The sequence below is a fragment of the Dysgonomonas sp. 521 genome, from assembly GCF_010501055.1.
Lineage (GTDB): Bacteria > Bacteroidota > Bacteroidia > Bacteroidales > Dysgonomonadaceae > Dysgonomonas.
On record NZ_QVMO01000082.1, the window covers coordinates 5245 to 17703 of the forward strand.

At 42.1% G+C, this 12459-nt stretch carries 9 protein-coding genes; 4 read left to right on the forward strand and 5 right to left on the reverse strand.

Going from position 1 to position 12459, the window contains the following annotated elements; genetic code table 11:
• The first annotated feature begins 274 nt into the window (after positions 1 to 274).
• The gene (locus D0T84_RS18030) at positions 275 to 1207 is read left to right on the forward strand and encodes an energy transducer TonB (protein WP_163309253.1); all 933 of its coding nucleotides are present in this window, start codon (positions 275 to 277) and stop codon (positions 1205 to 1207) included.
• Between the two features lie 41 nt (positions 1208 to 1248).
• Here the strand turns inward: D0T84_RS18030 and recG are convergent, their stop codons facing one another.
• Positions 1249 to 3345, reverse strand: a complete 2097-nt coding sequence (recG, locus tag D0T84_RS18035) for an ATP-dependent DNA helicase RecG (RefSeq protein ID WP_163309254.1) — start codon at positions 3343 to 3345, stop codon at positions 1249 to 1251.
• Positions 3346 to 3940: 595 nt separating this feature from the next.
• Positions 3941 to 5446 (reverse strand): WG repeat-containing protein, encoded by a 1506-nt coding sequence (locus D0T84_RS18040; protein ID WP_163309255.1) that lies wholly within the window; start codon positions 5444 to 5446, stop codon positions 3941 to 3943.
• A gap of 439 nt (positions 5447 to 5885) precedes the next feature.
• Here D0T84_RS18040 and D0T84_RS18045 point away from each other — a divergent pair, with 439 nt between their 5' ends.
• From D0T84_RS18045 to nagB, 3 genes are all read left to right on the forward strand, one after another.
• Positions 5886 to 6710 (forward strand): ROK family protein, encoded by an 825-nt coding sequence (locus tag D0T84_RS18045; RefSeq protein ID WP_163309256.1) that lies wholly within the window; start codon positions 5886 to 5888, stop codon positions 6708 to 6710.
• A 51-nt stretch (positions 6711 to 6761) separates the two neighbouring features.
• A complete protein-coding gene (locus D0T84_RS18050; RefSeq protein ID WP_163309257.1) occupies positions 6762 to 8744 on the forward strand; it encodes a glucosamine-6-phosphate deaminase in 1983 nt (660 codons plus the stop codon).
• A gap of 64 nt (positions 8745 to 8808) precedes the next feature.
• The gene (gene nagB / locus D0T84_RS18055) at positions 8809 to 9618 is read left to right on the forward strand and encodes a glucosamine-6-phosphate deaminase (RefSeq protein ID WP_163309258.1); all 810 of its coding nucleotides are present in this window, start codon (positions 8809 to 8811) and stop codon (positions 9616 to 9618) included.
• Between the two features lie 76 nt (positions 9619 to 9694).
• Here nagB and D0T84_RS18060 read toward each other — a convergent pair whose 3' ends face one another.
• From D0T84_RS18060 to D0T84_RS18070, 3 genes are all read right to left on the reverse strand, one after another.
• A complete protein-coding gene (locus D0T84_RS18060) occupies positions 9695 to 10744 on the reverse strand; it encodes an inorganic phosphate transporter (protein WP_163309259.1) in 1050 nt (349 codons plus the stop codon).
• Positions 10745 to 10754: 10 nt separating this feature from the next.
• Positions 10755 to 11402 (reverse strand): DUF47 domain-containing protein, encoded by a 648-nt coding sequence (locus D0T84_RS18065; RefSeq protein WP_163309260.1) that lies wholly within the window; start codon positions 11400 to 11402, stop codon positions 10755 to 10757.
• 178 nt (positions 11403 to 11580) lie between these two features.
• A complete protein-coding gene (locus tag D0T84_RS18070) occupies positions 11581 to 12225 on the reverse strand; it encodes a carbohydrate-binding family 9-like protein (protein WP_163309261.1) in 645 nt (214 codons plus the stop codon).
• Between the last annotated feature and the right edge of the window lie 234 nt (positions 12226 to 12459).

Below are 12459 nucleotides of genomic sequence, written 5' to 3' on the forward strand. Positions count from 1 at the left end.
CGCCGAGGGACAAAGCACTAGCCTTTTGCCTTCTTTTGGGCAATGCCAAAAGAAGGGGCAAGCCCGGGAGGGCGCGGCAGTAGCGAGCTGCAACTAATGTATTTAGCCTGAGATAGCCTTTATGCAAAAAATTAAAGAACGTTTTAAGTAGCGAGAGCAGAACTAAAATTTATTTTATGTTATGCCGAGTCTCGCAAAACGACTAATGAAATTGAACATATAATTTAAACAAAAGCAAATACTAATTCGCATAATGAATTAAAATCTAATAAAGATGAAAAAGATAAATCTCAAAAACATAACCACTCTTCTGTGTATTGTGGTAATAGTTACAGCATGCAGTAGAAACACTTCGAAAGAACAACAAAAACCTGCATCCAAAATACATAACGAAGAGCAAAACTTAACAAGCAATGCCGAAACATTGCCGGACTCTGTTCACATAGCAGATACAGGTACAATGAGTGATGTTTCACGACAAGAAGCTGTCAAAGATGTCCATATTTTTAGAGAAGGTGGTACTTTACCGGAGTATCCATCTGGCGATGTATGGCAATATATGAATGATAATGTGCGTTTTCCGGCAGGAATAACACTGAACAGAAGCGACAATAGTGTTATTGTACATTTCATAGTAGAAAAAGACGGTTCTTTAAATAGTTTTAGCCTTTATGCCGGAAGTTACCCGGCTTTAGATGCCGAAGTACTGCGTGTAGCAAAAACAATGACGAAATGGCGTCCCGGTAAACGTGCCAACGGGGAAATAGTGGCGACTACTTATTTGCTTGGTGGTGTTTATCAGTCAGAAAATGGCAAGCTGAAATTGTATCCTTTGCCGGCACGGGAACCCGAACAGTATCAGGGCGAGGTCTTTGATTTTGCTGACAAACATCCTCAATTCCCCGGTGGAGTAAGTGCAATGCGAAAATTCATCTCGGATAATATGCAATATCCTGCTGAGTCAATAAAATACAAGGAAGAAGGAAATGTTGTCGTGCAATTTATCGTATCGCCAACGGGGGAAATTTCTGATGTATTCGGTGTCGTCCGTTGCCGGTTTAATGAACAATGCTCTTCTACTTCCCTGGTCTTGGCAAAAGAAGCGGAACGCATAGTAGGATTAATGCCTAACTGGATTCCGGGCGAAAACAAAGGAAAAAAAGTAGCAGTGAGATATGCTTTGCCTATTAAATTTAAACTTCCGTAGGCTTTGGATAACCATATAAAAGATTCGTAGTAGAAAAACACCTAACTGATTAGCCCCCAGTTATACCTATTTCCTCCCAGCTTTTTCAACTGCTTTTTCAGCAGGAGGTTATCCGGCCTTTCCATCAACGGGTCTTCGTCTAATATCTTTTGGGCGACCTCTCTCGCATACTGCATTATTTCTCCGTCTCGCACCAGATTGGCTATCCGCAGGTTGAACGGGATACCGCTTTGTTGCGTGCCTTCCAGATCGCCGGGGCCCCTTAGTTTCAGGTCAGCCTCGGCTATTTCGAAGCCATCGTTGCTCTCCACCATAATATCGATACGCTTGCGGGTATCGGCTGAAAGTTCGTAAGGTGTAACCAGTATGCAATATGATTGGTCTGCGCCACGGCCTACACGCCCCCTCAGCTGATGCAATTGAGACAAGCCGAAACGTTGCGCCGATTCTATAACCATGACGGATGCATTCGGCACATTGACGCCAACTTCGATAACGGTGGTCGCCACCATTATCTGTGCTTCGTTTGCCACAAAGCGCTGCATCTCGGCATCCTTTTCTTTGGGTTTCATTTTCCCGTGTACTTTGCATACGGTATATTCGGGGAATATTTCTTTGATATGCTCAAATCCTTCCTCCAGATTTTTCAGGTCGAGCTTTTCACTTTCTTCTATCAGCGGATATACGATATAAACCTGCCTGCCCTCCCGAAGCTGCTTGCGTATCGATTCATACAACGCGCCACGTTTTTTATCATACTGATGGATTGTCTGGATAGGTTTGCGTCCGGGCGGCAATTCATCAATAACGGAAACATCCAGGTCGCCATAAACAGTCATTGCCAGCGTGCGCGGGATAGGTGTCGCCGTCATTACCAATATATGCGGAGGGTTCACGTTTTTAGTCCACAGCTTTGCCCGTTGGGCTACCCCAAAGCGGTGCTGCTCATCTATAACTACCAGTCCGAGATTGGAAAACCTCACTGTATCCTCTATCAGGGCATGCGTTCCTATTAGGATGTGCAAATCCCCTGTCAGAAGGGCATTATGTATCTTTTCCCTTTTCGCTTTTCTTGTAGATCCGGTCAGTAGTTCCACATTTATGTTAAGACCTTTCAGCGATTCTGTGACCGTCTGGTAATGCTGGGTGGCCAGTATTTCTGTCGGAGCCATCATAGCCGCCTGAAAACCGTTGTCTAGCGCTATCAGCATCAGCATAAGGGCTACGAGCGTTTTGCCACTGCCCACGTCGCCTTGCAGAAGGCGGTTCATCTGCTCTCCGGTAGCCATATCCTGCCGTATCTCCTTTATAATCCGTTTTTGAGCACCGGTCAGGGGAAAAGGTAGATTCTCCTCGTAAAATCTGTTGAGATAATCCCCTACTTTGGTAAAAACAAACCCTTTCAGCTTCGACTTCCTTTCAGCCATATATTTCAGTATATTCAGCTGAATATAAAATAATTCCTCAAATTTCAGCCTGTGTTGCGCCTCACGCAGGAGTGCCGCGTTTTCCGGAAAGTGAATATTCCGCATAGCTTCTTTCAATCCCATCAGGCGCGCTTGCTGTATTACCCTTTCGGGTAAGGTTTCCGACAGATTCTTTACAACAGAAGAGAAAGCGGCAGCCATTATTTTCTGAATCGCTTTCGAATTCAGATAATGGTTTTTCATTTTCTCCGTTGTGTTATAATAAGGCATCAAACCCGCCGGACGTTCGTCTTCACTGATGTAAGGGTCTATATCCGGATGGGCAATATTGAATCTGTCGCCGAAAAGCGTGGGCTTTCCGAAAATAATATATGGCAGATTTACTTTATACTTATCCGTAATGAATTTTTCTCCCTGAAACCATACCAGATCGATAAAGCCCGTGCCATCGGTAAAATGGCCTACCAGCCGTTTTTTGCGGCCTTCGCCAAATGTTTCGAAAGCGGTAATGCGCCCTTTCAGTTGTATGTATGGCATATTGCCATCCACCTCGTGCACAAAATAGATACGGCTCCGGTCGATATATTTATATGGAAAATAATAGAGTAAGTCTTCGACTGAGAATACATTGATTTCTTTATTTAATATCTCAGCTTTCTTGGGGCCTACTCCGGCTAAAAATTTGATATCCGTCTGCGAAAAGTCACTCATTACCTCAAAAATCTGATGCTTATAAAAACTATACGAAGATAGCAATTTTTAAATTAATCAAAACCTTACCATCAGGACATGAAGGGCAACCGCATCAAAATGTATATCCTTTGTAGGGACATTGTAGAACGAATTGAAAATCGGCGGCGCCAAATATCTTTCGCCCGTCATTAAAAATTTGCCGCGTAGCGGCCATCTGTTTGTAGCCCTGTGTGGGAGCACAGAGTGTAAAGTGAAGTAATAAAAATCGGCGCCGCATAGCGGTGCTATATGAAAGGCTCAGGAATGAAAAAGAAGGATTCCCAAGAGGACTAACAGAACACCGCTATGCGGCGTTTTCTTGATTAACTATCTATTTCCCCGTACTTGCGCACAGGGCTACAAACAGGAAACCGCTACGCGGTACACATTTCTGAATACCCTACAGACCTCCAAAAGCATGACGCTCAATTTTGGTGCGGTTACTCTACAGGACATGAAGATACCATAATCCTTAATTTGATGATATTGGGTCGATAGCCTACGGTCTTGAAAGTCAAGCTTTTTCAAGTCAACTCCAATATTTTTTGTCATGTACTTAGCAAGTTTTCATATCCTAGTCTTGCCATATCTTCTCTTCTTTAAAATAAAGACGATCCCATTCCATCACTAAATCTATATCTTCCAAATTATCATATTTCGCGCCTTTCTCTTTGCGTATCTGTTCGTATTCAAAAGGTACTTTATATCGGTTTCGCCTGTCAATAATGCCATATTTTCCTTTATAGTTTACGGTGGCTGTTCCATCAACAAACTCGCCTGCCTCATTGTAAATGAAAGGGATTACTATTTTTCCTTTTTTGTTTATGTACCCCCATTTGCCATTGCGGCATACGCTAGCCAGGCCTTCGCTAAAGGGTGTGTAATCATCATAGGCCGGCCGTACAACTTCATTGTATGCAGTATCCATATAGCCCCATTTGTTGTCTTTTCTTACAGCGTGCATACCATCTCCGAAACCTCCGATTTCCGAATACAAATGGGATATTAATTTACCTTTATTGTCGTAAATGCCCCAAAGGCTGTCTTTGCAGACACTGAAGCAGTTGTTGTCCCAGCCTAGGATCTTTTGGAATTCATTTTTCAGAATCTGTTCACCTTCCTTATTTACTATGCCGTATAAAGATTCTTTTTTATTAGCCAGTTTTGCGAAACGATTGTTATAATAATTGCATAAATAGAATCCTTCCGGCAAATCGAATAGTTTATTCCCCAGTGTGTCTATACAATAACGTGAAAGATCGAAATCAGTAACCATCGTGATATCCCAGAAAAAAGATCGGGCAGTATGGAAACGTTTGTTAAATACATTTACTCCTTCTCTATTTACGTAAATATCACAATCATCGTAAGATCTCACCTTGTAGCCATATCCAAAAGAGCTCAGTTCGTTATATTCATTCCGGTTCATCTTTTGTCCTGTATTTATATTGTAATATTCGGTTATGTTCTTCTCTGTTTTCAAATAATAGATCCCTTTGTATGTCCATTTGTCGATGTCATTGTAAATAAATGGTATTAGGGTTGTTCCTAAAGAGTCCACAAGTCCGTATTTTCCGTTTTTACAGGCTATGATATGGCAGTTGTAGTCTACTGTCAGATTTTCATATTCGAGTGGCAATAGTATTTTATCCTTGTAATAGGCGCAATATTTGTCATCCTTTTTTCCTACGAAAAGATTATTGATACGATACCATGTATGTATTATGGTGTCGAACTGCAGGGGTACAATTTCCCTTCCTGTACTGTCAATAACTCCCCACTTGTTGTCTGAGGCGGTCGCAGTCATTCCATTATACCATTCAGGTTCATTGTTATATTTGCAGGGCACTATGGTCTTGCCGCGTTTGTCTATGGTGCCCCATTTGCCATTTAACCTGACATCTGCATACGAACTGTCAAACAATCTGGCGTCCTCGTAAGTGAAAGGTATGACTGTGTTTCCATAAAAATCGATATAGCCCCATTTCCCGTTTTTCTGAGCCGGAATGATCCTTTGTGCAAGCAGTGAGACGCCGGCTGATATGAATAGTAAAAATAGTATTGTTCGTGTTTTTTGCATGATATTTCTTTTTGTAAGAATAGATAAATTTAGCCTGAAAATTCCATAAAACATACGATTCTTTCTGAGCACATGATTAATACATGGCAAAAAAATATTCATGCAAATATAAACATCTTATTACGTTGCCTTAAAGGAATGCTGTTATGGTCTTGGCCTGTAATCCACTCGTAATGAGTCTCGCTTTTTAGGGAAGCTTGTATCAAACATGCGATGACTGGCTTATGACACATCCTTCCTTTATGTTTTAACCTTTAAAAAAATGCCTTGATTAAATGTTAATTAACACTTGAGGTTGCCGCAATTCTTAAAATACTGTATATATTTGCATTACCTAACGAATCTATAAAGAAAAACGAGGTCTTGTAAATGCTTAATAATAAACAATTGATGCTTCATTGCATTATAATAGAGTAACAGATATCATACAGTTGAAATCATGAGAATAGGCGTAGATATAGGCGGGACAAAAATCCGGATGGGCATAGTGGACGGAGGCCAAATTTATAAAAGGATAGAAGCCCCAACCAATGCCGCTGCATCAGAAGATATTATCCTGAGTAATTTGTGCGATATGATCCGCCAGGTAATGAACTCCAACATAAGAGGAATCGGCATAGGCGTACCATCCGTAGTAGACGCAGAACAAGGTATTGTTTACAATACTGTAAATATCCCTTCATGGAAAAAGGTTTACCTCAAAGATATCCTTGAAAGGGAATTCAAAATCCCCGTTTTTGTCAATAACGAATCTAACTGCTTTGCTTTTGGTGAACGCTATTACGGCGAAGGCACCGCATACCGCAACATCGTGTGCGTGACGCTCGGAACCGGAGTAGGGGCAGGCATCATCATCAACAACGAATTATATAATGGCAACAATACCGGCGCCGGAGAGGTTGGAAGCCTTCCTTACCTCGATGCGGATTATGAATACTATTGCAGCCGCAAATTCTTTGACAGGAATGATATCACAGGAAAAGACGCCCTGAACCTCGCACTGATAGGCGACACAGATATGATATCGCTTTGGAGCGAACTGGGACGCCATATAGGAAGCCTCATCAAGACCATCTTGTTCACGTATGACCCTCAGGCTATAATCTTAGGAGGAGGGATATCTTCGGGATATCAGCTTTTCTCTGAAAAAATGCTTGAGGAGATTAGCACATTCCCTTATCCGGAAACGATAAAAAGAGCAAAAATACTGCTGTCGCGAAAAGAAGACATATACCTTCTGGGAGCTGCGGCTTTAGTCGTTTGAGAATTAGTTGTTTACAAAATATTGCATTAAAATCATAAATAAACGTTTAACATGAGATTAGATTTAAGTTCGCAAATCGTATTGGACAGAGTATCCCCAAGGTACTACCGTCCCGAAAATGAGTTTGAGCTATCTGCTTTGACCCGTTTTGAAAAAGTGCCCACACAGATTTATGAATCTTCTATTGACGCATCATTTAGCATTGCTAAGGATATAGCCAAAAAGATAAAAGAGAAGACTGTCGCCGGAGCGAAATTTGTATTGGCTCTGCCCGGTGGACATTCCCCGCAAACTATTTATCAGGAGCTTATCCGCTTACACAAAGAGGAAGGGCTCAGTTTCAAGGATGTAATAATATTCAATATCTACGAGTTTTACCCGTTGGCTCCGCAGTCAAACAGCAACCTGAAACTTCTGAAAGAATCTTTCCTTGACTATATCGACATAGACCTGAATAATGTATATTCTCCTGACGGCTCTGTTCCCAAAGAAGAGATACTGAACTATTGCAGGGCTTATGAGCAAACCATACAAAACGTAGGTGGAATCGACTATTTACTATTAGGTCTGGGACGCGCGGGTAATATAGGAATCAATATTGCGGGATCGAGCATGAACTCGCACACACGGTTAGTATTGCTGGATCAACAGTCACGCAAAGAGGCTATCAACACATTCGGGTCGCTGGAACAAGTACCGCCAAGCGCCGTAACAATGGGTTTGTCCACCATTATGAAAGCGAAAGAAATAGCTTTGATCGCATGGGGAGAAGATAAAGCAAAAAGCATTAGGGATGTAGTAGAAGGACATATCTCTGACGCTGTCCCTGCTTCCTGCCTGCAGGCACATCCTGCCGCCAGCGTACATATCGACCTGAACGCAGCTTTTGATTTAACGCGTATCAACCACCCTTGGCTAGTAACCAGCTGCGAATGGAACAGCAAGCTGATCCGCAGGGCTATCGTTTGGTTATGTTTCAAGGTTAACAAGCCGATATTGAAACTAACCAACAAAGACTATCAGGACAACAGCCTGGAGGAATTACTGGCTCTTTACGGCTCTGCATACAATGTGAACATCAAGATATTCAACGACCTGCAACATACAATTACCGGATGGCCGGGAGGAAAACCGAATGCCGACGACACCAATCGTCCTGAGAGGGCAAATCCATATCCTAAGAAGGTTATCATTTTCAGTCCTCATCCCGATGACGATGTCATATCTATGGGAGGTACATTCAAGCGCCTAGTAGACCAGAAACATGATGTACATGTTGCTTATCAGACATCGGGCAATATCGCGGTAGGCGATGAAGAAGTTATCCGCTACGTTTCGTTCCTTGAAGATATAAGAGTCAAATATGATGCAGGCAATGAACCTCTGAAGAAGAAATATGCCGAGATACTCCAATACCTGCTACACGATAAGAGCGAAAGCGATGTTGATACAGCTGACATCCTGTTCATGAAAGGGCATATCCGCCGCCAGGAGGCGACCACCGCTTGCCGCTATGTGGGAATGGATACAAATAATGTAAAGTTTCTTGACTTACCATTCTATGAAACCGGCCGTGTAAAAAAGAACCCTATCTCCGAAGCTGATGTAGAAATAGTAAAGAACTATCTGGAAAGCGTAAAACCGCACGAAGTATTTGTTGCCGGCGACTTAGCAGACCCGCATGGAACTCACAAAGTTTGCCTGGATGCCATCTTGGCGGCTGTGGATGAGCTTAAGGGTGCCGAGTGGTTAAAAGATTGCCGGTTCTGGATGTACCGTGGCGCATGGGCTGAATGGGAAATAGACCATATTGAAATGGCTGTGCCTATCTCCCCTGAAGAACTTCGCAAGAAGAGGAACGCGATACTGAAACACCAGTCCCAGATGGAAAGCGCTCCATTCCTGGGTAATGACGAACGCTTGTTCTGGCAACGCTCCGAAGACAGGAACCGTGCTACCGCTGAGCTGTACAGGCAATTAGGACTGGCTTCTTATGAAGCTATTGAAGCTTTTGTAGAATATCATCCGCTTTAACGAATTATAAATTATAAGTTATGAGTTGATAACTGTTGACTGATAACTGATAACTGATGAAATCATGAGATTAATTATTCAACCAAATTATGATTTGCTTTCCCAATGGGCGGCAAATTATGTGGTGTCAAAAATCAGGGCAGCTAACCCGACTGCCGAAAAACCTTTCGTATTGGGACTACCTACAGGCTCGTCCCCGATGGGTATGTACAAGGCATTGATAAAGCATTATCAGGAAAAGAGAGTTTCTTTTCGCCATGTAGTTACTTTCAATATGGATGAATATGTAGGCCTGCCTCAGAATCATCCTCAAAGCTACTACACCTTCATGTGGAACAACTTTTTCAGCCACATAGACATTGAAGCCGCAAATGTAAATATACTGAACGGTAACGCTGCTGACCTGGATGCTGAATGTGCGGCTTATGAAGCAAAGATGAAGGCGGTAGGTGGTGTTGATCTGTTTTTGGGTGGTATCGGCCCGGATGGGCATATCGCGTTTAATGAGCCGGGATCTTCGTTATCGTCACGCACCCGCATCAAAACGCTGACTCAGGATACTATAATCGCAAACTCCAGATTCTTTGACAATGATGTGAATAAGGTGCCTAAAACTTCGGTGACGGTCGGAGTAGGGACAATCCTTGACGCCAAAGAAGTGCTGATTATGGTAAACGGGCACAACAAAGCCAGAGCACTGGCTCAGGCTGTGGAAGGCTCTGTAAATCAAATGTGGACTATTACCGCATTGCAACTGCACCCTAAAGGCATTATCGTTTGTGATGAAATCGCGACTTATGAACTGAAAGTGGGAACATATAACTACTTTAAGGACATTGAAGGCAAGAACCTGAATCCGGACAGTTTGCTCTGATGCATTTCCGGATAAATATAAACAGGGCGGGGAATCTACATCAGATTCCCCGCCCTGTTTATATCCTTTATCTAATTTATTTGACAAACAAGCCTAAGGTATGATATACCAGTATCGCCATCAGGGCGCTTACAGGAATAGTTAGTACCCAAGCTATAAGCAGGTCTTTGGTTACCCCCCAGCGCACAGCCGAAAGGCGCTTGATAGAACCCACACCGATTATACTACCTGTAATCACATGCGTAGTACTAACCGGAATATGCCATTTTTCGGTAAGGAACAGCGTTAACGCTCCTGCCGTCTGAGCACAAAATCCTTCGATAGGGGTTATTTTAGTAATGCGGTTACCCATTGTTTTCATAATCTTCCAGCCTCCGCACATCGTACCTACTGCTATCGCGGTAAAACAAGCCAGAGGAACCCAGTCGTGCATATCATCCATAGAGCCCATGTACAACCACGGATGAACATCCGGGGTAGTCTGAGTATATGCGATAAGCGCGGCAGCGATGATACCCATTACTTTTTGTGAATCATTCAGTCCATGCCCTATACTAAGTCCGGCAGAAGACACAAGTTGCAGATTCTTAAACCAGCGTTCTGCTTTTGCCGGTTTTATCTTTTGAGCAAAATGCAATGTTATCAGCGTTATGATATTACCCGCAACCATACCGATAAGCGGAGCAACAACGATAAACAAGGCTATAATACCGATGACTCCGGAATGTACCGCCTGAAATCCTGACGCTGCAATACCTGCACCTGCGAATCCCCCGATCAGCGTATGTGAAGATGAAGATGGGATTCCCAGCCACCATGTGATAAGATTCCATGAGATAGCGGCGATAAGCCCTGCGATGATAACCAAAGACGGGTTGCCGAAATTTTGCATGATAAAATCCATATCAACGGTTTTGGATACCGTATCGGCGATACCGAACCCGCCGATAATATATTTTGCTATGAAATATGCTACAAAATTGAAGAAGGCCGCCCAGATAACGGCTTGTGTAGGAGTAAGGACTTTGGTAGACACAACTGTCGCTATTGAATTAGCTGCATCGTGAAAGCCATTTATAAAATCGAAAATGATAGCTAAAACAATGATTATTATTAATAGAGTCATTCTTTTATTATTATGAGTACTTAACAATCATCGTCTTAATAATCTTCCCTACTGCTTCGGCAGCATCGGTAGCACGCTCCAGTTCATGAAGGATATCTTTCAGCTTGATAACTTCTATCGCGTCTTTCTCATTCTCGAACAGGTCGATAAGGAAATGCTCATATACATCATCAGCTTTCTTTTCTATTACCCCGAGTTGTTCGCAGTATTCCTTTATCTTATTCGTATTCTTTTTCAGTACGTCAAGTTCAGCGATTGCCTGCACCAAGAAACCGGCAGATTCCCTTACAAACATAGCTAAACGTGCGGCAGCTTCCGGCATAACCTTCGGACTGTAAAGCATAATGCGTTTTGCACAACTGTTGATGAGGTCGATTACATCATCCATTGTAGAAGACAAATGGTTTATATCCTCTCTGTCGAATGGCGTGATAAACGTTTCATTCAGTTCTTCGAAAATCTGATTCTGAAGGGTGTCGGCTTTACGTTCTTGCTCTTTAATTTTCTTGTAGTATTCTACAGCTTCGTTGTGGTTTGTTACTTGAACGCATTCAATAATGAGATCCGATGCGGCTACAATTACTTCCGCCATTCCACTCATAAGTGGATAAAACTTATTTTCTTTAGGTTTAAACCTATCGAACAGGTTATTTTTCATAAAAAATTAAATATATCCATATTTAAGAGAAAAACAACAACCTATTTACAATCATTGTTGTTTCCGTGACGCAAAGATAGAAAAAAAAATGAGCTGTGAAACTATTTTTAACATAAAAATAACAAGGGGTATCTCCCTCTATTATTGACGTTTATATGTTGTTGCAATACATTTATTCCTATTCAAAGACCAAGTCGCCGAAAAATTGAGGAATATGGAAGTTCGGTTTCTCTGCGTGGATAGGATTCCATGATAAAAAATGAGGCGTAGTCAGCCCATCCCCGCATTTATAAAAATTAGCATGCGCTTTTACTCCGTTGAAAGAGCTTAAGCCGGATTGCCAATAGGCTGTGACAGGAACGACTACAAGCATATTCCATTTAAAGTCGCCTTGTTTCTTTTCAATAGGTTCTGTGCCGAGGCTTGGGTAGCGTTTTATGGAGTTGAGTATCGCACTGTCGGCATGCGTAGCATTTATCTTATCTTTTCTGTAACCCAACAAAGCCTTTCCGATGCACGAAAATTCAGCGTTATAATAATTGGACAGGTTGTCGAAGGAAATAAAGAATTCGACACAGGAGTCGGTCCATACCGGGCCGTTGTCTTCCGTTGTCTTTGCCAGTATCTCATTCTCTTCTACAAAGAACTGGAGGAAGATATTTTCTCCATTATGGGCAATCTTGAAAGATACTTTCGGAGCAGACGGAAATTTCTCCGGCCAGTTGACACAGGCGATGGAGTTTTCCTGTACGTTCTGCATACTTTCTATAATCAGTGCCTGATTGTTTACATCCGCTACATCTACTAAGGGTACAAATAACATGATTTAAAAATTTAATTAAGAGTCTGTTTAAATTTTATACGATTTTTTTATTATGTCTTTTCCTTCGTCTTTTTTTATAGCTATTTTTAGATGGATTTCAATCATTTTTGCTAGCAGAACCAACGGTCAGCAGAGCTAATTAGCGGGCTAAACCAAGAGTAAAAAGGGAATTGAAAATCGGCGGAGCCAAAAAGACGCTAAAAAGAGCATAAAAAAAATTGCTAAGAACTATTG

Bases quoted from the DNA above. Each gene is read 5' to 3' on its own strand.
- D0T84_RS18045 (WP_163309256.1), top strand. From the start codon at position 5,886: ATGAGAATAGGCGTAGATATAGGCGGGACAAAAATCCGGATGGGCATA.
- D0T84_RS18060 (WP_163309259.1), bottom strand. From the start codon at position 10,744: ATGACTCTATTAATAATAATCATTGTTTTAGCTATCATTTTCGATTTT.
- D0T84_RS18070 (WP_163309261.1), bottom strand. From the start codon at position 12,225: ATGTTATTTGTACCCTTAGTAGATGTAGCGGATGTAAACAATCAGGCA.
- D0T84_RS18050 (WP_163309257.1), top strand. From the start codon at position 6,762: ATGAGATTAGATTTAAGTTCGCAAATCGTATTGGACAGAGTATCCCCA.
- nagB (WP_163309258.1), top strand. From the start codon at position 8,809: ATGAGATTAATTATTCAACCAAATTATGATTTGCTTTCCCAATGGGCG.
- D0T84_RS18065 (WP_163309260.1), bottom strand. From the start codon at position 11,402: ATGAAAAATAACCTGTTCGATAGGTTTAAACCTAAAGAAAATAAGTTT.
- recG (WP_163309254.1), bottom strand. From the start codon at position 3,345: ATGAGTGACTTTTCGCAGACGGATATCAAATTTTTAGCCGGAGTAGGC.
- D0T84_RS18040 (WP_163309255.1), bottom strand. From the start codon at position 5,446: ATGCAAAAAACACGAACAATACTATTTTTACTATTCATATCAGCCGGC.
- D0T84_RS18030 (WP_163309253.1), top strand. From the start codon at position 275: ATGAAAAAGATAAATCTCAAAAACATAACCACTCTTCTGTGTATTGTG.